Genomic DNA, 22,627 nt, shown 5'->3' on the forward strand with positions numbered 1-22,627 from the left:
AGCTACAAATTCATACATTTGTTGCTCAATATTGTAGCATTATGAATAATTTATCAAAAAACATTAAGCATTTAAGAAATCTTAAAAAGTTAACACAAGAAGCTTTAGCAGAAGAATTATCTGTAACTAGATCTAGAATAAGTTCTTACGAAGAGAACAGATCATCACCAACTATAGAGTTTTTAATAGATTTTTCTAAGTATTTTAAAATACCTATTGATATTATCATAAAAAACGATTTAACAAAAGCTAATGATGTGTCTTTTATAGAGGTTGGTAATAAGCGTGTATTGTTTCCTATTGCTGTAGATAGTGAGAATGAAAACCTTATAGAGGTAATACCAGCAAAAGCTTCTGCAGGGTATTTATTAGGCTATGATGACCCTGAATATATAGAACAGTTAGAAAAGATTAAACTGCCTTTTTTACCTACAGGAAAACACAGGGCTTTTCCTATTAAAGGTGATTCTATGTTGCCTATGAAAGATGGTTCTTATGTGGTTGCAGAGTTTGTAGAAGATATAAAACAGGCAAAAAGCGGCTATTCTTATATTGTTGTTACTAAAAATGATGGTATGACCTATAAAAGGGTAGAGAATCTTATAGAAGAAAAAGGTTGCTTTTTGTTAAAGCCAGATAATCCTTCATATCAATCTTATCAAGTGCCAATTTCTGAGGTTCTAGAGCTTTGGAAGTTTACATGCAGTATTAATACTCAAGAATATGAAGAGCATGAATTAAAGATTAGTAGTATTATTAATATGTTTCAAAATTTAGGGGTAGAGTTAGCTTCGCTTAATAAATTAAGCAGGTAAATTAGAGGCGTAGTTTATTAATCTTTTATTTCTAACCATTCTTTATAAGTAACAACTCGTTTTTCGCTGTTAGATTTCGTTTTTCAGCTCCAAACCTGCATTGTGTAAAAACAAGAACTTTAGCATAAAACTCAATTGATTTTTCTAAATTCTCAACATATAAATGTGTTTCATAAAGTCCTTTTATCATAGGAGTTCTTGTTTTTTAGGCGAAATAGAAAATTATTACTGGTTTTTGTAAGTAGGGTAGTACTAGTTTTTTTAGATTATAAATATATAATTAATGGCAAATCTGGTCTTAAATCAAAAGATTTTCCTTGAAAATTATTGTCAAAATAGAGTTTCATTAAATGTTCTTTACCTTTTTTAACTGTTAAATTTTCAATTTCATTTACAGCCTTAATGGTTGCAGTATTCGTGTTTAAATTATCTGAAGTAATTTCAATTTTAGTTATTTTTTTTGCTCCATTAGGATGTTTATAGAACGTCCTCCAAATTGCGTGTTCTTCAGGAATATTCTTTAAATCAGATAACGTTTCAAACCTTTCGAATTCCATTTCTGGGTAAACCACAAAAATTGAAGGCTCTTTAAGTTCTATGTTTGAGTTTTTGGCTGCATATATATTCATATGCTCATCCATCCAATCTTGATGATAAGCAACTTTTTTAAAAGGTATTTTTTCTATGTAATAGCCTTTTACTTTAAGAGCTAGGCTAAAAGGAGATGCTCCATTTTTATTAAAGTTGGCTCTTTTTGTAAAGTCTAAATCTTTATTCTTTTCATTGTTTTGTTCTAATTCATTTTGGTCGTAGACAAAAATGAATTCGAGATAGCTATTTAAAAAACGAAAATATCTACCAGAAGTACCCTGGCCTATATGCACTGCTGAAAGTGAGTCAGGTACAGCTGTAAACCCAATTTCTCTAAGTTTATTTTTAGCTTTTTCTGGTTGTTTAACCCAGATGTTAAAATGATCAAGTTCTAAGTCACTTGAAACATTTTTACTTATTTCAATTGGCTTTATTGTATTTTTTTTGTCTTTACAAGCGTATAAATTAAATACTAAAACTAAGACTACAAGTTTGTAAAAAAGTTTCATTTTAATATGCTATTCATTTTCCATGTGGTAGTTTAAAGAACTAAGTTAGTAAAGTAGAAGCAAATCAATTAATTACTATGCTAAATTCGTAAGTGGAGTAGTAGCAGTAATTACTTAAATATAGTAATTGTTTTAATTAGAGGTATTTATTATTTCGAATTTCCAACCTTTCTCTATTTTATGATTTTTATTAATATTTGGCGATTTTATTCCTGCATATATCATTCCTGCTGCAGGTAAAACCAACCAATAAGCTGTAGAATCTACCAATACACCAATTAAAACTCCTAAACCAGCTGTTACAGAACCTACATAAATAAGAAACCCAGAGGTAAGTAGAGATGTTAGAAGAGGATCTCGTTTCAACTCTTCAATATCGGCTAAATTTATCTCAGAGTTATTAATAATTATGTTATTGTTTTCTAATTTAAAACGACCACTAATTTTTTCTCCATCAAAAGTTTTTAGTTGTATTCTTTTATTTTCTTTGATAACCTTTTCTTTATTGGTTTTTAAGTTGGTTATTTTAAGTGCCTTGTTTTGTGACAGGGTTACATTGAAAAACAAGATGCTTAAAACAAAAAATAATAGCTTTTTCATGTGATGTTATTTTCTACAAGTTATAAAAATTAAAAAATATGGATTTAGGCAAATTATAAATGATAAAATAATTAATCCAATTCCGATTTTTGATTTCATAGTTTTTTCAGTCCGTAAATAGATACAACGTTTTTGTGTATCATTTCGTTGCGTGTTTAAGCACTAAAGTTAGCAAATAAAACACAGATAGAAAGTCCGAAAGGATTTTCGTAAGTATACATGTACCAAACAATCCATTTTATACGGTGTTGTAAACAGTTTTTTTGTTTTCATTTTTAGCCAATCTATTCCATTTTTTGGAAATAATGATTTGTATCGGCATTCATTATGATTTTTGGTTGTTCAAATAATCTATTTACAAAATAAGTATAGTGTCCAGCTTTTCCGTTTCTATTTTCATAATGTAGTTCAATTTCAGTTTCAAATATTCCGTAATTGACTTTGTAAGTTCCAACTCCAAAAAAATTACTTGATAATGTTCTATCAAGTTTCAGAGTTAAAGTGTCTGGTTTATGAGGTGATTCAATGCAACAGATTTTCTTTTGATAATTTTTATTAATATAGATACCTGCAATATCATTCTTCATCAAAGGTATGTTTCCATTGCACTGTAAAATAAAAATTAGTACGATTAAAACTCCGCTAATTTTAATTGCTATTCTTTTCATTTTTTCGGTTTTTCTTAACCTCTTTTTTAATCACACTTTTTCGAGCCCATTCTGTTAATTCAGAATTTGGGTTTTGAGTTTGTTCGTCAAGTTCGGTTTCAGTTAAATCGTTAAAATTCTTCCTTGTAATATGAATGCTTTATTACATTTCTTAAATTGTTTACAACGTATTTGTTTATTCTTAGTTGCGTGGTTGCCCAAGTAAGTTAACAAACATTTACGAATCCGATAGAATTCCGCAGGAATTTTCGCAAGTAGGCGAACCAGCAATTAATTATAAACGGTGTTGCCAGTAGTGTTTTTTGCTACATATGTTTTATCTAATTCTTTTGCTAATTCGATTGCTTCCTTCACAACTTCTTTTGGGTAATTATTAATTTCAAGTATTCTAATTGCATTTCTATTTCTTAGTTTTCCTTCTTTCAGTTTGTAATCAAAACCTACTGTTTTCTCGTTTACTGTTTCGCTGAAGTGATACAGCTCATATTCGTTAGAAAGCATATCTGTCAATTCTATGTCGTGAGTTGAAACCAATATTTTATTATTATTCTTTGTTAAAGCAGATAGAATAGATTTCCCAGCAGAAATACGCTCTATTGTATTTGTACCTTTAAATATTTCATCTAAAAGAAATAAGTTTTTATTTCCTTTTGCACTCTCATTAAGCATTTCTTTAATGGTTAATACTTCTTCAAAATAATAACTTTTGTCATTCATTAAATCATCACTTATTCTGATAGCCGAAAACACTTTTAACAAAGGAAAAGTCATTGATTTTGCAAAACAAGTATTAATTGTAAATCCAGTTATAACATTTAGTCCAATTGCACGAATAAAAGACGTTTTTCCAGACATATTTGAACCTGTAAGAAGTATGGATTTTTCAGATATTTTTATGCTGTTAGTTGTGCAATTAAAAATTAAAGGATGACTGATCTCTTCAACAATGATTTTATCTCCATCATTAATAATTGGTAAACAGAATGTTTTAACTCCGTTTCTTAAAGACGCTATTGAAATTAGCATATCAATATGCCCAACAAATTTAAAGACATTTTCTATGTCGCCTCTTTTGTTATTTAACCTTTTTAAAACTCCAAATAATAATAAGGGCTCAAGCAAAAACATTGTTTTAAAGATCTCAAATACAAACCAAGCTATGATTTCAAATTCTCCTTGAAGTTTGGCTTCAAGTGAAAAAAATGACATTCTATTTTTAACTTCATTTATTAATTTGATGGACTTTGGTAAGTCAGGATTTATCTTTTTAAACAATGAGTTGGTAAATAAATGAGAAGCCACATTATTAAGCCTTAAAAGTTGTGGAATTGAATTTACATACTGAATTAAATTATTTTTATTCCAATAATGTAATACAAAATTCACACAGAAGACGCCTAATAAAACTATAAAAAATTTAGGGTCGAAAAAGGCGAAAATCAATGAAAATAAACTTGTTAACGACAATAATTTTATAACAAAAAACCATTTTGGTGGCTTAATATGCTCGTCTTGAAATAATGTAGTTATGTAGTAGGCATCTTTATGTTTTAGTTTTTCAAACTTTTTTTGAACCGAAACTCTTAATTCTGGATTTTTCGATAATTCAGTTATTATTTCTTCGTTCAGTTTGGTTTGCTTTTCATTTACTTTTATTGTCCGAAGATTATTGTAAAAGTATTGTTGACCAACTTTTGAATTAGTTCGGTCAAGAAACATAAATAAGTCATCAAAATCCAAGTCGTTACAGGTTTTGTCTGATAATACTTGATGTGCTTTTGAATTATCTTTTTTTCTGAAGTATTTTTCAATGGCTTCAAAGTCAAAGGAATCATCTTTCAGTTTTCCAAATGATTCTTTTAACCTTTGATTTAACTCTTTTTTTCTATTGAATTTTATTTGAGAAAAAGTGTATTTAATTCGAAAAATTATGTCTTTAATCATTAAACAATTAGTGTAGGATTTCTATTTAATGTTACAAAAAATGTTCAGTTTATTGTTCATTTGATTAATTTTAACAAGGTGTTTTTTACATTACTGGCAATGTGTTCGTGTGATGATGTGTTGAGTTGACTAGGAACTAAGTTAGTAAAAGGAAACGAACCTTAGGGAAATCCGTATAATTTTCCGAGTACATACAGACCCAAGCAATTAATTATACACGGGGTTGTGTGTAGTTAGTTTTTGATTTCATTTTCTATATCAACCAATTTCAACTCCTTATGGTAGGTATCAATTCTTGAATAGGCGGTTCCATCTATTAATAAGATAACAATTAGCATAGCAATCGTTGTGATACTAATTGCACGCCAAGTTGGTGTATTAATAAAAATAATTGACAAGGCTGCTACAATGATTATAATCGGAATAGTCTTAAAAACTATTGTATTATATTCTTTAAGAGTTGCTTCGGTACGAATGATTTCTGATTCTATGAATGTGGAAATATCTTTATTGTAAGCAGTTTCAAATTGTGTAATCCTTGACTTATTGGTGAAAAATAATCCAAGTCCTATGGTTATAAGCAGAACACCTGATACCACAGTCGGAATTATGTATGCTCTTGCTACATCTGTTTTTCCAAGTTGCCAAAATCCTATACTTGCTGAAATAAATACAATTCCGAAAAGAATGAAAAATGGAGTTGAGAATAATTCGGATTTTGCCCAGTCTGTTGCCGTTTTTAATATATCCATAATTTTAATTTAATTTATATTTTTCTCTGTATTCCGTTGGACTTATACCTTCTTTCTTTTTAAATAATCTTGAAAAATATTGTGGGTATTCGAACCCCAACTCATAAGCTACTTCTGAAATACTTTTATTCGGTTTCAATAAAATATTTTTTGCTTCATCAATTAAACGCAAGTGTAAATGTTCGGTAGTCGTTTTTCCTGTTTCTTTTTTAAGTGTATCACTTAAATAGCGTTGAGAAACTGACATTTTATTAGCTATTTGTTTTATGTTTGGAATACCTTTTTCTTGTAGCTGTCCTAATTCAAAATATTCAGACAATAGTAGATTAAATCGCTCCAACAAGTTATTTGATAATTCTTTTCTATTCAAAAACTGTCTTTCATAAAATCGATTGGAATACTTAAAAAGCGTACTTAATTGAGAAATGATAATTTCTTTGCTAAATTCATCTTGATTGTTCTGGTATTCTATTTCAATATTTGCAACTATAGATTCTATTTGCTTTTCTTCTTTTGGCGAAAGATGTAATGCTTCATTTACTGAATAGGAAAAGAAACCGTATTTTTTTATTTGTTGTGCTAATTCTGTTCCTTTTAAAAAATCTTCGTGGAAGTTTATTGAAAAGCCTTTTCGCTCAAAAACCACGCTACTGTCCCATTGTAGAATTTGCCTTGGAGCAATGAAAATTAACGCTCCATTGGTAAAATCATATTTTGTTCGTCCGTAGTTTAAGTCGCCTTTTACAAATTTCTTTAAGCTAATGGAATAGCAATCGTTTGTAATTGGTGGTGAACTTTCTTTTGGACAAGGTAGAAATCCATCCCCTTTTGAGTTGAAAACACTCAACATAGGGTGTTCTGGTCTCGGCAGTTCCAAATAATCTAAATAGGATGATACTGTTTTAAAATGTTGCATAATACAAATTTAGATATTCCATTTTATACCTGTTTCTTTTTCCGAAAGTTCCCATAATTTTTTTGATACGATTTTATCTTTTGCGTGCGATTCTAATTTATGTGGTCCAACTGGACCCGTCCAATTATTTCTTCCTGTAGGACCATAAAAACTACTTTGGTCTAAATTAGGTTCTGTGGCACACATCAATTGCGGATAAGCACCTTTTTCAGCTGATTGTGTTAATGGCGACAATTTCATTAGATTAAAGATGAATTTCATCATAAAGCTACCACTTGAATTTATTAAGTTGGTTCTTGAAGAACCAGGATGACAAGCGTAAGCTTTAACATCTGTTTTCCCAGCTTCTTTTAATCTATCTTGTAATTCGTACATAGACATTATCTGCGCCAGTTTACTTTGACTATATGCATTATTAGGCGTGTAATCTTTATTCCAATTCAAATCGTCAAATTTGATGGTTTTAATTCCCATATCATATCCCAAACTTCCTACCGTTACAATTCGTCCTTTGGATTTCTCAACAAGTGGGAACAATAATGCTTGAAGCGTAAAATTCCCATAGTAATTCGTTCCCATTTGACTCTCCCACCCATCTACTGTTAATGTTTGTTTAGGTACTTGTGCAATTGCTGCATTGCAAATAAGTGCATCGATTTGATGAACTGTTTTTATAACTTTTTCAGTAGCTTTTTTTACAGAGGTTTGTTCGGATAAGTCCATTTGAATGTTAATTACATCAATATCGTTACCCAATTCTTGTTTCAATGAAGCAATGGTGACTTCTGCTTTTTTAGGATTCCTATTAAGCATTACAACTTTAGCTCCTTTTGATAGCAATATTTTCGCTGCTTCAAATCCTGTTCCGCTTGTAGTTCCTGTAATGACGTATGTTTTACCATTTAATTTTTCAATTCTATCTGGTGTCCAACCTTTTTTACCAAATCGATTTGTATTCATTTTGTCTATTTTTTTTAAGATTAAAATTATAAGACAAAGGTCGGGTAGTAGTAGTCTTAATTCCTTATACGGATTTTCAAATGTTGTATACTTTTTGGTATGAGTGGTAATTACACACAACGGTCTCGTATAACCGTCAGTTACGGGTTAATATACACAGACTTTTCGGTTTAGCACAGGCGTTAGTAATTCCGAGTGGATTCGGACGTAGTCGAATCCGCCGTAATTGCGGTTATACATTGTTGTGCTTTCGTACTTTTTATTCCGATTTATGTACTTCAAGTTCGATTTCAATCATAAATTCAGGTAATGCTAATCCTTTTACTTCAAGCCAAGAACCAGTCGGAAATCCATTTTTATAAATTTCAGCACGATATGCTGATTTTTCAAGCATTTGAGCCATATCAGTTGTAAAAATATCTTCTTTTACAACATCGTCAAATGTGCAACCAAAGTGTTTTAATATTTTTTCTAAATCAGCATAACAGTTTTTCATCTGCTGTTCTATATCTCCAACAGCTGTTGGATTTCCTTCATTGTCCATACTTACTGCACCAGATATTTTGATGTCGTTTCCAATTTTCACAGCGTGTGAATATCCGTATGCTTTTTCTACTTCTGGACGCAGGAGAAAATATTCAGGTTTTTCGGATTCAATAATTATTTCTTTTTCCACCTCTTTAGTTTCTTCCTTTTGTTTTTGTTCACAACTTTGGAATCCAAAAGCGAATGCAAAAAGTATTGCGAGTAAAGTCAATCGGTTAGTTAGTTTTTTCATTATTTTTAATTATTTATAGCCTACTTTAGTCGGTTTTCGGCTTTCCCGTTTTTAATATCCGTTTCGTTTTTCAGTATGAAGCACAATGTGTTTGTATAAGATTAGTGTGGGATATAAAAATCGACAAGATTTATTGAAGCTACGCTAAGCTTATAATTAATTGTGTTTTTATCTTGGTGACCTAAAAATAATTAAATAGTTATAAGCGACATAGCAAATAGGCGAGAATCTTTAAGTTAAGCTAGAAACACCCGCATTAATTTTATACGATGTTGCCATTTCGTTGGCTTTAGAAATTTGTTATTCTAAATTTAAAATTGATTCATTAGATATTAATTGGCGAATAGAAGCTATAGAAACCGTTAATTTCATAGCTTGGTCAATGGCTTCAGGATTTTGTTGAAGTCTCTCTAAAGAAGTAATATGACTATCAAAGCACATATATCCAGCATTTAAAAGGGAAAACGAGATACAGGCATAATGATAAGCAACAACATCATAAATTTTTAACGCCATAAATTGACGTAAGTTTAAAACGTCCAAAGTACCTCCTGCTTTTACTGAATGAACGTTTCTTCCCATAAAATATGGATTTGTTATACTCATTCGTGAAGAAGCAATTAAAACTATCTTTTCCTCCTCGGTTGTAAGCTTTCCAATTTTATTTTCTATAATTTTTTTAATTTCTACATGCTTTAGTTGTGCACAAGAAGCCCAGGCTATTATTCTTATTTGTGATTCGGATAAATAAGTTTGATCTGAAATTGTTTCTTCAAAGAGATCAATTTGATCCTTTATTTCAGGATATTTTTTTAACAGGTTTTCGAAAATATTCATTTTTTAATAGTTTTCACTATGAATAGCAACGTGTTTGTGTTATGATTAGTTGCGTTGGCTGAGAATAAAGATAATAAATAGAAAGCGAATGGCAGAAAATCCGTAGGATTTTCCCAAGTAAGCGATTAAAAGCAATTAATTATACACGTTGTTGTAAGCAGGCTTTTATATTTCTACTTTTCAGTTCTTTGAAATATTTATTTTATTATTCAATTCCAATAATTTTGAAACGAATTTTTCTTCATTTTTCGGACTAATAAAAACATCATCATATTTTTTATATTTTACTAATATTCCATTTATTGCAGTTGCAGGTCTTATTCCATACCAAACATTTTTATTTGTTTCTACCTCATTTATACTTTCAATTTTTATTTTCCCTCTAATTAGTCCAGATTTATATATTAATTCCGTTTTGTTTAGTTCGTATTGTGTTCCAAAATATGTCCACAAAATATATAAAGTACATAATAATAAGAGTATTTCAGCCATTTCAAATTCATAATTTTCAATTCCTCCAGAGAAAATTCGATAAATAGAAAAACTTGAAATTCCGAAAAAAAATAAAGTCATTAATTTAAATACTATATTTTTCCTACTTTTAAATTTCATATGTAGTTCATTTTTAGCTTGCTTACAACGTGTTTGTATATTGTTTGTTGCGTGTTTTAAGCACTTAATTTAGTAAATAAAAACCGAATAGAAAATCCGCGAGGATTTTCGTAAGTAGGCTAGAACTAGCAATAAATTATATACGGTGTTGCCTACAGTTTTTTATGTACAATCATATGATGAAATCGTAAATGTTCCATCTTTATTTACAATAATTTTCAAATCTTGTGTTGCTCCTTCACCTTCAAACAGATATTCATTTCCTTTCTTTTCTGTAAAACGTGGAATCTCTATAAAGTTTCCATCTTTGGTTTCGTTAATTACTACGCTATTAACTGTTAATTGATGATATACTTCATTCAATGTCAAATTCTTATACACATAAATGTGGTCAAAACAACCATTGAATGCAGTATAAGTATAAGTCACATTTTCAAATTCCGTTATTTCATCCTCAATTTCATATTCTTTATTGTCAAATTTTTCAATTCGTTTTTCAATTCGTTTACTTTTTTCTTTCCCATCAATATCAGGAATTATAATGCTCTTTTGAACTTCTCTCAATAATGGTTTTATTTTCGTCAAGTCAGAACTAAAAACAAAACCTTTAATTGATTCGCTTTGAATTTTAATAAAACTTCCACCAAGATAAAAGTCATCTCCTATTTTCTTTGATTGATCAGTTTTCAGAATCTCTTTCGCAATAATTTTCTCACCAACCTTAATTTTTCGAATTACTTTCGAATCCAATGAAGGTTTTTCATATAATTCAGCACCTAAAACGTTTATTACATAAAAACATTCTTTTTCATTCGCTTTTTGTCCAGAAGAACAGGATATAATTCCAAAAATTAATATTGTAAGTAAAAATATCTTTTTCATAATTGTTGGCAACGTTTTTGTATATGAAAAGTTGCGTTTTTTGGAACGCTAATTTTCATAGTATTTTGTTTTTTATAAAAATACCCAATTTTTCAACAGAGTAGCTGTGCAGCAATTTTTTATATACGTTGTTGCCAATAGTTAATTGTTCAGTATGTTATTACGTTTATCTTTAAATGCATTTAAAATAATCTCACCTCTAAGCTCTTTAAGTTCATTAAGATTATTTAAGTCGGAGTATTTTCTGAAATCTGAAAGGTCAATAAATTCATACTTTTTTATCTCATCTATCAACCATTCATTTGTGATTTCTGTAAGTTTTTTATTACTCTTACTGACATTTTCATCTTTCGGTAGTAAAGCTAAATTAAATATATTATGAACAATTACTTCTTTGTTTTCAATTGTTGATGCTTTAAACAATGATTGTGGTATAATATGATCTACTTCAATCTTATAATTAGTATCTGGTCCCTGAATTTTTGATATTGCATAAAAATGATAAAGAATGGGTTGAACCAATCCTTGATTTATTGGATTACCATCAATTGTTGAGTCTTCTAAAATTTCATTTAGTAGAGAATTCCATTTATTATCCGAAATTGGCTTAATAATGTCGTGTTGATTATTAAATTCAGCTAAGTTTCTCGAAATTTTTGAATCACTCGAACCTCTCCAAATTTTTGTCACATATTCATATATTGAATTGTCCAGTATGCTAAATGCATTTTTTTGTAGTTGTTTAACTCTCAAATCATTTCCAATTGGTTTACCTTTTCTAACCCAATCTTTATAAGTTAATAAAATGAAATTTATAGATATTGCATCACTTAGTTGAGTAATAATTGAAAATTTCCAAGATTTTAAATACTTAAAATAATCTGAACTTAAAATTAATTTAGATACTGTATTTAGATCACCGACAAATTCTTCAAATTCAGATTCCCAATGGATGTTTTTGTTCCTACCTAATTTGTCAATATCATCTTTTGTAACTCCATTTTGATATTTACCTGCTAATATTTTAAACCCTAAAGTAATTGATTTTGAAAAATCAGTTTTTGAGTTTTCATTAAATTCCTTAAAAAATAAATTACAATACTCTATCCTATTTAATAATGTTGCCGGTAAATCCCATTTTACGATATCTTCATTTATTACATTAATTGTCTTATAAAGGTCTTTTATTGCATTAATTTGAGGTTCGTTCGGGTTTTTTATAACTACGTTCCAACTCGGCTTTGCAGAAAGGATTTCTACAGCAGAGAGTTTTGTTCCTTCAGAGTTAATTATATTAAATATTTTCTGAGCATCAACAGATTTTAAATTTTTAACTTCGATTAAACCTATTTTTGAATTTAAGTAAAGATTGTTTATTTTGTCTAATATGTCAATTCTCTCGAATATATTATCCCATCGCTGTGATATTTTTAATTCAATATTTCTTTGAGTTTTATCGTCAAAAGAAAATCTATATTTCATGAATTGTTCAAAACTTTCTTCTAATGTGTAATCTAGGCTATCATTTGAGCAGTAATTCTTGTATTCACTAATAAATGATTTTAATTTTAAAGAACTTAAAACTTTTTTTCCATTTTCATTAACAATTGAATATGGTAAATTTGGGATTTCTTTTGTGAAATCAAAAGGTCTAGTGAAGCCACTATATTTAGTGGATTTGTTATGCGTTAATTTTATTATATGTAATAATAATTCGAGTCCTGTTTTAGATTTGTCATATTTTTGTTCGGTTTCATTCAATTCATCTTGATCTAAATTTTCAACACCAATATATTCAGAATTTGAATTTTCATCAACTTCTTCATTTAATTCATCTTCTTCAAGATATTCATTGATTTTTTTCCAAAACTTTTCATCAATATCGAGTAGTTGATCAGTTGCTTTTAAGCCTATGAATTTTTTTGCCCATAAATAAACATTTTCAGGGTCTCGGTAGAATTTAGTAAGAGCATTTCTTCTTTGTCTACCATCTAACAACCATCTTGTTTTTAAACCACCATTATCTTCCACATTTAGAATACTTACTCCTAGAGGGTACTCTTTAAATATACTAATACATAGTTGAAAGTTCTTTTTGTCATCCCAAGTTTGTTTTCTCTGAAATCTTGGAAGTTTAATGTTAGTATCTTCTATAAAGCTTTTTAATGATTCTGGTCGGATTTCGTACATGATTTCTTTTTCTAATTATTGGCAACGTGTTTGTGTATGGTTAGTTGCGTGGTTTAGCAACTAAGTTAACAAACTTTTACGGACCAGAGAAAATTCCGCAGGAATTTTCGCAAGTAAGCACGTAAAAAGCAATTAATTATACACGTTGTTGTGTGCAGTTATTTTTTTCTTTTTCGTTATTGTGTCTTTCAGAATGTTTTTCGTGATTATCAATTCCGTATTTTCATATTTACTATTATCATAAGTAGATTCCGATACTTTTTTTATCGTGTCATTTATTTTTAAATATAGTATTTCAGATTTTATTTTTTCGTTACTATCATAAGTAGTAATTGTAATTCTAAATGGCTCTTTGAATTCAAAAGTTGATTCAATCATTTTTCCATTTAGGTATTTCATTTTTCGTCTTTGCAAAGTGTCATTATCAAATATTAAATATCCGAGTACAGGTTTCCCTTTTTTATTATATTCTGTATAGTCCAGAGAATTTATAGAATCTGTTTTAGATGTTATAAATAAACTTTCTTTTTTTCCATCACTATCATATTTGTAGTCATATTTCATAGAGATTGTGTCATTTGTACTTTCAGAAGCGATACTTATCATTTGAGCGTTGACAATTTCATTGTCTTTATTAACAAAGGTTTGAAAGATTGATTTAAATTCTTCATTTATTCTGGTTTCTTGATAAAACAAATCTTCATTATTGCGAAAATAACTTTGTTGTATTGGTTGTCCGTCTACTTTAGGAAAATATTCTTTTAATGTGTAAAGGATTTTTTCGTTATCATCAGTTTTAGTTTTGACAATTGAAATTGTATCAATAATGTTTTCGTTATCATCGATTGAAACTTCAAATGTCGTTTTGCTAAAATTCAATTTGTCGATTTTCTTAATGAGAGGTTTGTTATCAGTCAAAAGGTCAGATTGACAAGATTGAATTATGAATAGTAGTAATAAAAATAGTAGACTTTTTCTCAAAGTTTGTTGGTTTGGGTTAATTGCACACAACGTGATTGTATAAGAATAGTGCGGTTTTGTGTGCGAGGATTTTCCGAAGGAAAATCAGAAGCTAGCAAAACGCACTAACCTTTGATTAAGCACTAAACTAAGCATTATTTTTATACGGTGTTAGCAAATGTTTTTTATATATAAATCATTATGTCTAATTGAGATTCCACAGGATTATTGTCCTTAAGTGCAGGTTTCAATTGTCCTAGTTTTTTCAATTCGGAAATTGCCATTTCTGAACTAATTTTTCCAGATTGACTAATTATATTAATATCTATTAGTTTTCCATTTTTATCTACTATACAGCAAACATTTATTATCCCATCACAACCATATTTGCATTTTATAATTCTTTGATATAATTCACTTTCCTTGTCAAAACTTGCTCTTAAATCAGGGTTTAAAATATAAGATTTATTGTCAATAAAATATTTAGAATGATAAGTGAAATATATTGTTTTATGAAAAGATTTTTCCACATACTTACCATTATAAGTATAAGGTTTCCAGTCTTTAAAACCTTCAATCAATTTAACTGCGTTTTTTACAAATACCTCACTATCAGTTTTAATTAAGTCTTTATTATTATTGGATGTTCTAGGAATAGGATTTCTATGTTTCGATAGCTTTATATTTTTTGGTTTTCCATTATTGTCAACTTCAAATTCTAAATCTATTTCTATAACTAATGATTCTCCTTTAGGTATATTAAAACTGATTTCAGGCAGATTTAGATTTAACATAGCAAATTCATTAAAATCAAGTTCTATTTGGTGAAGTTCTGGATGATTATTATGCTCTGGTGCTACATAAGTATTCATTTTGTAATTTGGGTCAATCTCTGCTTTAATTAATTCCAAAGCATTTTCAAAATAGTCATTAGGTTCTGAAGATGTTTCAAAAGAAAATTCTTCTCCATTTTTCATTTTAATTTTTAAGATTCCATTTTTTTCAAAAATATGATGACTCACTTTTTCTACATCTGAATAATTAAACTTTTCATTCTTAAAGTCAAAATTAGATTTGATTTTGAAGAAAGTCTCATCAATTAAAATTTTCGGAAAATCTGAACTATTAAAAGTTAATTTCAGTCCTTTCATTTTTTTTTGGGAATATTTGCTAACGTGTTCGTGTATGATTAGTTGCGGAAAATCAGTTTTGTTTTTCCAATGAACTAATATAGTAAATTGTGAGAATAAATCTTCTTCTTAACCATCAGTAGCAATTAATTATACACGTTGTTGGGCTTAGTTTATTAAATGTGTATTACATTCTAAACAATTATAATGTTTTTTATCAAAATCCCTGTAAGCAAAAGTTTTGCATTCAGAAACAACACATCTTCTAATCTTATTCTTAATAAAGGAATCTAAGTCTAAAGATGGGTTTGCATATCTAGCCATTCTAATATCTGAAAAAGCATATTCGTTAACTGCTTTCTTTGATTTTCTTTTTACTAATCCTATTTTTTTTAAAAGTTCTGATTTAGTCCATGGTAAAATTATATTCCTAATTGCAGGGGAATCAGCTGCTACTTTTTTCGTTACTAATTCTTCAATTGTAAATGAAACAGCATTTATTTTTGTTAAATGCCTTAAGTTACTTTGGTTTAATATTATTTCCTCAACTTTTTCTTTACAAAACATATCAATTGCTCTATTAACTATATGAGGTTGGAATTTTAAAGAATTTGGGTTTTCTTTTAATTGTTCAGATAATATTCTGTTGCATATTCTTATGCAGTCTCTTGGAGAAAATTCGGAAAAGACAATGACTCTTCCAAAGCTCTCTTTTTTTTCAAAAAGGGCAGATGCGTCTTTGATTTTTCCATTACTAAAAACAGATAATCTTTTATTAAGCATTACTCTTATTTGCTTAACTGTCCATTTTAATTGATAACTATATACTCTATCTGGTCTTGCATCTTTTGCACAATATTGTTTTAATTCATCCCAAAGGAAAAATTTAAAACCCATTCCAGGTGTTTCTAATAATTCTAAATCGCGTATAATTTGTGAGATAAAAAGGTAACTAGCTTTTGGGTTATTACCAGTCAAACTTAATTCATCTACTTTATCTACTAAAACATAAATTGTATCAATACCTACTCTTTCTAAAAATGAACGAATATTAAATAGATTATCCTTGTGTGATAATTGAATTTTTTTATCGAACTCAATTTTAGATATATCAACTTCTACTCCTTTTGCCTTACTTATTTTTTTTATTACTTCAGCAAATGGAGTTCTAAATTTATTCCAGATATCTGTAGCATGATCTTCAATAGATTTTAAAGAATTAATTGCTTGATTTGGAAATGAAGCAGGAGTTTCAAATAAATATATTCTACAAAGTTTGTATATGAACTGTCTTTCTTTATATGAAAATTGATATATGTATTGAAAATCATGTAATTCATTTAGTCTATTAAAAAAGGAAAGAAGCAATAACCTGTTTAAATACTCTAAATGATAACTAGAATCTACATCTTCAATTTTTTTGAATTTAGATAAATCATGTTCAGTGTATGTTATACTAAGTATATTGTCAATTGGTTGAGCTCTTTTTTCAATCATTACCCTTTGTGCAGTTTTTCCAGCACCTCTAGGAGCATAAACGATATTAGATACTGGGTTTTCAGGGTCGCCCCAAACGTCTTCAAAATAATCAGGAGAAACGAAATATTTATCTATTATATCACTTTCTTTATCAGCATTAGTATGTTGAAAAGGATTAGCTGAAAGTCCAATTGAATTAAGATATTCTTTTTTTGTCATTATTTTAAGCCTTACTAAACGTTATAATTTTACTTTTTAAAAGTACTACAAAAAAAATGAAGTATATTTTAATACTAGTTAGATTTTCGAATTGTATAGAATTAAGCCCAACGTGTTTGTATAAGATTTGTTGCGTGGTTTAAGCAATGAATTTACTAAATAAAACACGAATGGCGAAATTCCGAAGGAATTTCCCAAGTTAGCTAAAACTAGCAATAAAGTTTATACGGTGTTGCCCACAGTTATTTATTCAATTGGACTAATAACGAATCACATTGTACATTAATGTACTTTAATTTTGGAACTAATTCCATTGAAGTTGGTTCGTTTATCCAATCTTGTGGTTTGCCCCAAAATTTTGATTTGCTATGTAAATAATCTGGTAATTCCTTTAATTCAGCGTTGATTGATTTTTGAAGTGCAACATTCCATAATTTCGCTAAATCCATATTTGGTTCATATCCATTATTGTCTATGAAATTTCGTGTTTCGATAGATGCATATTGAATAGAGGTCAAAGCCTCCGACAATCTTTCTCTTTTTTCTTGAGACATACCGATGAGTTTAATTTCCTCCATCAATTTTTTAATTGAAGCTTTTACTGTTTCAACTAAAACTAATTTTCCTATAAATTCTGCTGCTGCCATATTGTTAAATTTCCTCTGTTGCTTTCCAAGATTCATTAATGTCATAATTTCCACCTCTCGCTAATCTATTGTGAAAGTTAATTACAATTTGTTCCACAAGTCCCATTTTTTCATAGGTTTTTAATACTTTTGGAAAAGCTTTAATGTAGTCAGCAATAAAAATACTCAACATCATAAAAGCAGTTTGTAAATTAAAAATCACCATATTTTTATAAGCACTTTCATTTTTACCAAACATATCCTTAAATTGAAAAACAGCGACGTTTGATGGATGTGCATAAAGGGAAAAGTAAGTATAAATTTGGTCAAGTTTATCACCTTTAATATCCATTACTTTTACTAATTCTCTCCAACTCAAAAAGGACACTTGATTACCATTGAATTTAATTAAGTAATCCTTTTTTTTAATCATTGTTCGAATTTTTCCTTGATTTTTTTCATCCATACTTCGGAAAAGCGGATTTTGTTCAATTTCTTTTCGGATTGATTCCATTTGCTTTAATTCATCTTCCATCTTATCTTTATTTTCTTGAAGCGTAATTACTCCATCAAATCTGTTTCGATAAGAAAGTCCAGCGTGAACCCAAAGTAAATATTTAATTTGCTTTTCATCTTTGGTTTTTGGTTCGTGATAAATCAAATTGAACATACCTGTAGTTTCGTAGATGTTCCGAATTAATGAAGCAACAATAGTTGGGTCAATGATATTATTTAATGTTTTCCCTTTTTTAGATGTAAAATCAACTCCATTTAGTACATTCTTTAAGTGTAGTACTTTAGTCATCATCATTTGCAAAACCATTCTTGCGTCAGCATCTGCTTGTGAATCAACTTTGTCATAATTATGATTAACTACTGCCTCGAAGAAAAAGTTAGCGTAAACATCCAATAATTCTTGACAAATAGGAATTGTATCACACCAAAAAAAGTGTTTACATTGTCGTCTTAATTCTTCAATTTCCATATTTTCGAAAAGTTGGTTTTAATTGTGGGCAACGGTTAGTATAAGAAACGTAGGGCAGAGTATAAGTACTACATTTCGGATTATTACTAAGTCAAATTTACATATTTTGCTTTTAATTTTTTCTAAATGCCAAATTGGAAATTTGGCGACCTCATAAAGAAGCACGAACCTTCAAATTAAGCCTAAACCGCCCTATGTTTTTTATACATTGTTGCCAGTAGTTTTTATTCCGTTTCTTCTACATTTTCTACTTCAGTATCTTCTTCTTCGTCAAAAATGTTTGAAATTTTTTCTAACATATCCTCTAGGTTTTGTTTTTCCTCATCTGAAAGGTTTCCGAAATCGGTATCATCAATTGTATTGTTTTCTAGAAGTTGTTTTATCATTTCTGTATAAGTGAATTCTACAGGTATAGTTCCTTGTTGGATTTTTACAGTTATATCGTTATTATCTTCCTTATTGAATATTAATTTCATTATTCACTAAATTTTTTGAGGTTATACTTTTTAACTCTTTTTTTGATTGAAGATTTTCCACCATCTGTAATTTTAGCAATTAGGTCAACGACATTTATTCCTTCAATTTCGCCTTCTAAAGGACTAGATTTTATTATTAGTTTATTGTTTTCATTTCTACACAGTATTATATTTTGAGCATCAGCTAACATTGGTATTGTTGCATTGTGAGAAACTAATATAATTTGTTTTTGACTTTTTATTTTTTTGACTGCCGTAACAAGTCCTTTATTTATGTAATCAGTTGCCAGATTATCCTCAGGTTGGTCTATTATTATTGGAGCACTATCTTTATCATATCCTAGAATTATATCAAGAATTACTGATGTTTTCCAGCCTGGGCTAAGTTTATCAAATTCACGACCATCATTAGTAATGATTTTATATTTCTTCTTATTTAGCTCTTCAAAACTGTTATATATTCTGTTTTCGAAATCGTCATAATCTTTAACTTTAGGTTTTTGTTTTTTAAAGTTACTTTCAAAGAGTAATTCAGGTGTAATATTCTCAAAACTACTTATTTTATTTTTTAGAAAATGATTGACTATTTCAATAAACTTATCTGTACTTAGTATAAAATCATTCTCTATGTATAATTTATGCCCCATTGATTCTATTTCCTCTGAATCAAAATTGAGAGTATAACTTGAAATTGAATTTATAGTTCTATGAAATTTTCTATAAGCTCTAACATATTTTTTTAAGGACTCTAAAAGCTTGATAAAGTTTTGACTTTTAGTTTGTTCTTCAGAATTTGAATGTCTCAATACTTGATTGTATGACTCTTGCTCTTGCTCAAGTAAATTTCTAACTTGTTTTTCCTTATTTGAAATTTTTAAAACATCTGACAATTCAGATTTGAGTTTAGTCACTAAATCAGAATCGTGTTTAATAAATGGGTATTTAGATAAAAAGTTATCTATCGATTCTAAGGATTGAACATATTCATCATAAGTCCCTATTGTGAATCTTAATTTTTCATTCTCTACTTCACTTGATTGAAGGTTGTCGTAAATATTGGTTTCTAAATTATCTCTTGTAATTAACCTTGAAATAATAGGAGTAGTTTGTAATGTTTTACTTTCGTGTTCAAGAGTTTTTACACTGTCAATTAATGAGATTATATTCTTTTTAAATTCTCGTAAACCATTATTAATACTTGTTTTGATATCTTCATCTCCGGGAAAGGCTCTTTTTATTATATCTATATTTTCAATTTTATCTTCACTGATATTATTGACAACTCCCATAATGTAATTTTGAGAGAGGTAATGAGGTTTCATTCCTGATGGGTTTACAATATTAATCTTATCGATTTCATATTGTTTATATATTGAGTCTTCTACAGTCTTATTTATACCTTTGACGATAGAATCGACAAGTAGTGTTTTTCCACTAGATGAACCTCCGATTATTACGTTTAACCCAGAGGTAAGTTCAACATCTATTTCTAGATTTTCTTCTTTGTGAGAAACAGATTTAATATTCTCTGAATAAAATTTAGGCTTAGTTTCCGAATAAATTAATCTAGATTGTTCTGATAATGATAATCTTAAGCCATTAAAAGTTGGCTTTGCAAGCATCCAAGTTGGGTTAAAAGGATTTTTGTCTTTACCATTAGGATATGTTGATGGTGTATAATTATCACTACAAGTGATAAGATTTACAAATTCGTTTATTCCAAGTTTTTTGAAATAATCTTGAGTTTTTTCAAGTCCTTTGTCTCCTCTTGCAGTAAATCCTTCAAAATGATTGTAGTAAACATTTCTTTCTAAAGTACTATCTAATCTCGTATCCTTTGGTATAGAAGTGTTAAATGTTGCGTGTGATTGTCCACCGTGTGGCAATAACATAAATTCATAAGAATCAAATTTGTTAATTATTTCTTGAATTGTAGGTATAGTTGGGTCTTTTTTGACAACTTCTTTGTTGGGATATAATTCATCGAGTTTCTTGTTTATATCATCAAGTATATCTTCCGTGATTTCTTTTATGTCAAAATAAATATGACAATGATATGCAGGACAATCGTCATAATTTTTTATATGTAATTCTACACCAAGAATGATATTTAAGTTTAAAGCTATCGCTTTTAGATAAGCACTCTTATTAACCATATTATGGTCAGTTAGTGAAATTAAAAAATCGGAATTCCCATTGAATTCTTGAATTTTTGTGACTAATAAATTGATGTCATAATCTTCATTTACTTCATTAGGATTAGCAGAAGTGTGAATGTGTGTATCTAAGTAAATAGGATTCAATGAGTGTGTTTTTAAATTACTGGCAACGTGTTTGTGTATGAAAAGTTGCGTTTTTGTAAGCGAGGATTTTCCGTAGGAAAATCAGACGTAACAAAAGTGCAACGATCTTTATTTAAGCACTAATGTAGCATTTTTTTATACACGATGTTGGCAGTAGTTTTTTAATATGTTCTTATTATTTCATCCATTTCTTTGCACCAATCTATTATTTCTCCTTTGTCGTTAAATTCAATATGATAGGTTACATAAATATTCTCGTGTGTTTCGTGAATATTCACAAAAATTCGGTCAGTTCCATTTTTTTCTTTGTGAGGTGCAGTTATATTTAATCTTGGATAATTTCCTTTTCCACGTTTTTTTATTTTAAATTTCTTTTTGTCTAAATCAGAGAAGTCAAGTTCAAACCTTTCAGAATCGATTTTTCTTTGGCTCTCAACATATGATTCTATAGGTTGAAATTGTTCATTGTTTTTCCATTTAATTCCTAAACAATTAGGATTTGAAAACACAAAATAGTCAGGTTGAAAATCATTTACGTATTGATAAACTTTTATTTTCTTTTTAGTCGGAAAAGAGTCAATAAGTTTTGATTGATAAAAGTCAAATGCAATTTGCTCATAAAAAGGAAATTCAGTTTGTGAAATTCCAATTCCACATTTGAGTAAGAAAATCAGAAGTATTGTTTTTTTCAAAATCAGTTATTTAAAATTCAATTCCAATTTAATTCAGTTTACTTTTTAATAAAAGGCTTAATGAGTGAAACGTTACTTACGATTAGTTAACGGATTTCTCAAATTACTGCCAACGTTGTCGTGTATGATTAGTTGCGTGTTTAAGTAACTAATTTAGCAAAAATGGAACGAATCAGAGGAAATTCCGCAGGAATTTCCACGTAAGCTAAAACTAGCAATTAATTATACACATTGTTGGCAACTGGCTTTTATTCAGTCGGCATATCACCTTCGCCTGATGGTACTATTACAAATCCATATTCCACATCATCAGGGACTTTATACTTTTTCCAATATTCGCCACCAATTCCAGCTAATTCACCTTTTTTGTCCTCAACTTCAAGTCCAGTATCTCCGAAATAAATTTTAGGTCCAATATTAAATAAAATAGAATCTGTATCTACGAATTCGAATATTTTCTCTTCATTCGGTTGCAAGGTGAATTTATCTTTAATACTCACAGGTTTATCAGTTTCGTTTCGTAAAAAGATTTTATATTTTTCTCCTGATTTTTCATACTCGGCTGGGATTATATATGTTTCATCTCCTTTTTCAATGATTTCATTTCCGTGTTTGTCTTTGTATCTATTTTCTTCTTTACAACCAAACAAAAATGATAGAATTCCCATAGTCAGTATTATTGTTTTTGTTTTCATTTTTAGCT

Annotated in this window: 23 protein-coding genes; 1 reads left to right on the forward strand and 22 read right to left on the reverse strand. The window is 28.9% G+C overall.

The genetic code is table 11. The features are described 5' to 3' along the window. Positions 1-41 precede the first annotated feature (41 nt). Positions 42-815 carry an XRE family transcriptional regulator gene (locus LPB302_RS01030; protein ID WP_053974495.1) on the forward strand — a complete coding sequence of 258 codons (774 nt, stop codon included), beginning with the start codon at positions 42-44 and terminating at the stop codon, positions 813-815. Between the two features lie 31 nt (positions 816-846). Here the strand turns inward: LPB302_RS01030 and LPB302_RS01035 are convergent, their stop codons facing one another. The 22 genes from LPB302_RS01035 to LPB302_RS01140 form a co-directional block, all read right to left on the reverse strand. Next, positions 847-1,005 carry a hypothetical protein gene (locus LPB302_RS01035; RefSeq protein ID WP_231658725.1) on the reverse strand — a complete coding sequence of 53 codons (159 nt, stop codon included), beginning with the start codon at positions 1,003-1,005 and terminating at the stop codon, positions 847-849. A 76-nt stretch (positions 1,006-1,081) separates the two neighbouring features. Next, on the reverse strand, positions 1,082-1,915 hold the full coding sequence (locus tag LPB302_RS01040) for a VOC family protein (RefSeq protein ID WP_053974496.1): 834 nt from the start codon (positions 1,913-1,915) through the stop codon (positions 1,082-1,084). A 132-nt stretch (positions 1,916-2,047) separates the two neighbouring features. Further along, a complete protein-coding gene (locus LPB302_RS01045; protein ID WP_053974497.1) occupies positions 2,048-2,515 on the reverse strand; it encodes a hypothetical protein in 468 nt (155 codons plus the stop codon). 284 nt (positions 2,516-2,799) lie between these two features. Beyond that, positions 2,800-3,183, reverse strand: coding sequence for a hypothetical protein (locus LPB302_RS01050; protein WP_143032707.1), 384 nt, complete (start codon positions 3,181-3,183; stop codon positions 2,800-2,802). Positions 3,184-3,453: 270 nt separating this feature from the next. Further along, entirely contained in the window at positions 3,454-5,127 is a 1,674-nt protein-coding gene (locus tag LPB302_RS01055) for a MutS-related protein (protein WP_053974499.1), read from the reverse strand. Positions 5,128-5,360: 233 nt separating this feature from the next. Continuing rightward, positions 5,361-5,879, reverse strand: a complete 519-nt coding sequence (locus LPB302_RS01060) for a hypothetical protein (protein ID WP_053974500.1) — start codon at positions 5,877-5,879, stop codon at positions 5,361-5,363. Positions 5,880-5,883: 4 nt separating this feature from the next. Beyond that, entirely contained in the window at positions 5,884-6,795 is a 912-nt protein-coding gene (locus LPB302_RS01065; RefSeq protein WP_053974501.1) for a helix-turn-helix domain-containing protein, read from the reverse strand. A 9-nt stretch (positions 6,796-6,804) separates the two neighbouring features. Beyond that, positions 6,805-7,755: an SDR family oxidoreductase gene (locus LPB302_RS01070; protein WP_053974502.1), complete on the reverse strand. Its 951-nt coding sequence runs from the start codon at positions 7,753-7,755 to the stop codon at positions 6,805-6,807. Between the two features lie 259 nt (positions 7,756-8,014). Continuing rightward, positions 8,015-8,533, reverse strand: coding sequence for a RidA family protein (locus LPB302_RS01075; protein WP_074613552.1), 519 nt, complete (start codon positions 8,531-8,533; stop codon positions 8,015-8,017). 300 nt (positions 8,534-8,833) lie between these two features. Continuing rightward, complete coding sequence (locus LPB302_RS01080) at positions 8,834-9,370, reverse strand: hypothetical protein (RefSeq protein WP_053974503.1); 537 nt, start codon at positions 9,368-9,370, stop codon at positions 8,834-8,836. Between the two features lie 180 nt (positions 9,371-9,550). Beyond that, positions 9,551-9,982, reverse strand: coding sequence for a PH domain-containing protein (locus LPB302_RS01085; RefSeq protein WP_053974504.1), 432 nt, complete (start codon positions 9,980-9,982; stop codon positions 9,551-9,553). Between the two features lie 162 nt (positions 9,983-10,144). After that, positions 10,145-10,864 carry an SH3 domain-containing protein gene (locus tag LPB302_RS01090; protein ID WP_053974505.1) on the reverse strand — a complete coding sequence of 240 codons (720 nt, stop codon included), beginning with the start codon at positions 10,862-10,864 and terminating at the stop codon, positions 10,145-10,147. A 141-nt stretch (positions 10,865-11,005) separates the two neighbouring features. Beyond that, a complete protein-coding gene (locus LPB302_RS01095) occupies positions 11,006-13,054 on the reverse strand; it encodes a DUF262 domain-containing protein (protein ID WP_053974506.1) in 2,049 nt (682 codons plus the stop codon). A 132-nt stretch (positions 13,055-13,186) separates the two neighbouring features. Next, positions 13,187-13,972, reverse strand: a complete 786-nt coding sequence (locus LPB302_RS01100; RefSeq protein ID WP_143032708.1) for a hypothetical protein — start codon at positions 13,970-13,972, stop codon at positions 13,187-13,189. A 227-nt stretch (positions 13,973-14,199) separates the two neighbouring features. Continuing rightward, positions 14,200-15,165, reverse strand: a complete 966-nt coding sequence (locus tag LPB302_RS01105; RefSeq protein ID WP_053974508.1) for a hypothetical protein — start codon at positions 15,163-15,165, stop codon at positions 14,200-14,202. A gap of 147 nt (positions 15,166-15,312) precedes the next feature. Continuing rightward, entirely contained in the window at positions 15,313-16,842 is a 1,530-nt protein-coding gene (locus LPB302_RS01110) for an anti-phage protein (protein WP_053974509.1), read from the reverse strand. Positions 16,843-17,084: 242 nt separating this feature from the next. After that, positions 17,085-17,489 carry a hypothetical protein gene (locus tag LPB302_RS01115; protein WP_143032709.1) on the reverse strand — a complete coding sequence of 135 codons (405 nt, stop codon included), beginning with the start codon at positions 17,487-17,489 and terminating at the stop codon, positions 17,085-17,087. Positions 17,490-17,493: 4 nt separating this feature from the next. Next, complete coding sequence (locus LPB302_RS01120; protein ID WP_053974511.1) at positions 17,494-18,453, reverse strand: DUF5677 domain-containing protein; 960 nt, start codon at positions 18,451-18,453, stop codon at positions 17,494-17,496. A gap of 224 nt (positions 18,454-18,677) precedes the next feature. Beyond that, the gene (locus LPB302_RS01125; RefSeq protein ID WP_053974512.1) at positions 18,678-18,929 is read right to left on the reverse strand and encodes a hypothetical protein; all 252 of its coding nucleotides are present in this window, start codon (positions 18,927-18,929) and stop codon (positions 18,678-18,680) included. Further along, positions 18,929-21,232 (reverse strand): ATPase, encoded by a 2,304-nt coding sequence (locus LPB302_RS01130; protein WP_053974513.1) that lies wholly within the window; start codon positions 21,230-21,232, stop codon positions 18,929-18,931. The genes LPB302_RS01125 and LPB302_RS01130 overlap by 1 nt, the downstream gene beginning before the upstream one ends. Positions 21,233-21,393: 161 nt before the next feature. After that, positions 21,394-21,924 carry a hypothetical protein gene (locus LPB302_RS01135; protein WP_053974514.1) on the reverse strand — a complete coding sequence of 177 codons (531 nt, stop codon included), beginning with the start codon at positions 21,922-21,924 and terminating at the stop codon, positions 21,394-21,396. A gap of 248 nt (positions 21,925-22,172) precedes the next feature. Next, positions 22,173-22,619, reverse strand: a complete 447-nt coding sequence (locus LPB302_RS01140; protein WP_053974515.1) for a hypothetical protein — start codon at positions 22,617-22,619, stop codon at positions 22,173-22,175. Positions 22,620-22,627 lie beyond the last annotated feature (8 nt).

Source organism: Polaribacter dokdonensis (assembly GCF_024362345.1).
Taxonomy (GTDB): Bacteria; Bacteroidota; Bacteroidia; order Flavobacteriales; family Flavobacteriaceae; genus Polaribacter; species Polaribacter dokdonensis.

Coding starts and splice junctions, on each gene's coding strand:
- LPB302_RS01105 (WP_053974508.1), bottom strand. CDS start 15,165: ATGAAAGGACTGAAATTAACTTTTAATAGTTCAGATTTTCCGAAAATT.
- LPB302_RS01045 (WP_053974497.1), bottom strand. CDS start 2,515: ATGAAAAAGCTATTATTTTTTGTTTTAAGCATCTTGTTTTTCAATGTA.
- LPB302_RS01090 (WP_053974505.1), bottom strand. CDS start 10,864: ATGAAAAAGATATTTTTACTTACAATATTAATTTTTGGAATTATATCC.
- LPB302_RS01115 (WP_143032709.1), bottom strand. CDS start 17,489: ATGGCAGCAGCAGAATTTATAGGAAAATTAGTTTTAGTTGAAACAGTA.
- LPB302_RS01110 (WP_053974509.1), bottom strand. CDS start 16,842: ATGACAAAAAAAGAATATCTTAATTCAATTGGACTTTCAGCTAATCCT.
- LPB302_RS01075 (WP_074613552.1), bottom strand. CDS start 8,533: ATGAAAAAACTAACTAACCGATTGACTTTACTCGCAATACTTTTTGCA.
- LPB302_RS01080 (WP_053974503.1), bottom strand. CDS start 9,370: ATGAATATTTTCGAAAACCTGTTAAAAAAATATCCTGAAATAAAGGAT.
- LPB302_RS01120 (WP_053974511.1), bottom strand. CDS start 18,453: ATGGAAATTGAAGAATTAAGACGACAATGTAAACACTTTTTTTGGTGT.
- LPB302_RS01070 (WP_053974502.1), bottom strand. CDS start 7,755: ATGAATACAAATCGATTTGGTAAAAAAGGTTGGACACCAGATAGAATT.
- LPB302_RS01060 (WP_053974500.1), bottom strand. CDS start 5,879: ATGGATATATTAAAAACGGCAACAGACTGGGCAAAATCCGAATTATTC.
- LPB302_RS01040 (WP_053974496.1), bottom strand. CDS start 1,915: ATGAAACTTTTTTACAAACTTGTAGTCTTAGTTTTAGTATTTAATTTA.
- LPB302_RS01030 (WP_053974495.1), top strand. CDS start 42: ATGAATAATTTATCAAAAAACATTAAGCATTTAAGAAATCTTAAAAAG.
- LPB302_RS01095 (WP_053974506.1), bottom strand. CDS start 13,054: ATGTACGAAATCCGACCAGAATCATTAAAAAGCTTTATAGAAGATACT.
- LPB302_RS01140 (WP_053974515.1), bottom strand. CDS start 22,619: ATGAAAACAAAAACAATAATACTGACTATGGGAATTCTATCATTTTTG.
- LPB302_RS01085 (WP_053974504.1), bottom strand. CDS start 9,982: ATGAAATTTAAAAGTAGGAAAAATATAGTATTTAAATTAATGACTTTA.
- LPB302_RS01055 (WP_053974499.1), bottom strand. CDS start 5,127: ATGATTAAAGACATAATTTTTCGAATTAAATACACTTTTTCTCAAATA.
- LPB302_RS01065 (WP_053974501.1), bottom strand. CDS start 6,795: ATGCAACATTTTAAAACAGTATCATCCTATTTAGATTATTTGGAACTG.
- LPB302_RS01035 (WP_231658725.1), bottom strand. CDS start 1,005: ATGATAAAAGGACTTTATGAAACACATTTATATGTTGAGAATTTAGAA.
- LPB302_RS01125 (WP_053974512.1), bottom strand. CDS start 18,929: ATGAAATTAATATTCAATAAGGAAGATAATAACGATATAACTGTAAAA.
- LPB302_RS01050 (WP_143032707.1), bottom strand. CDS start 3,183: ATGAAAAGAATAGCAATTAAAATTAGCGGAGTTTTAATCGTACTAATT.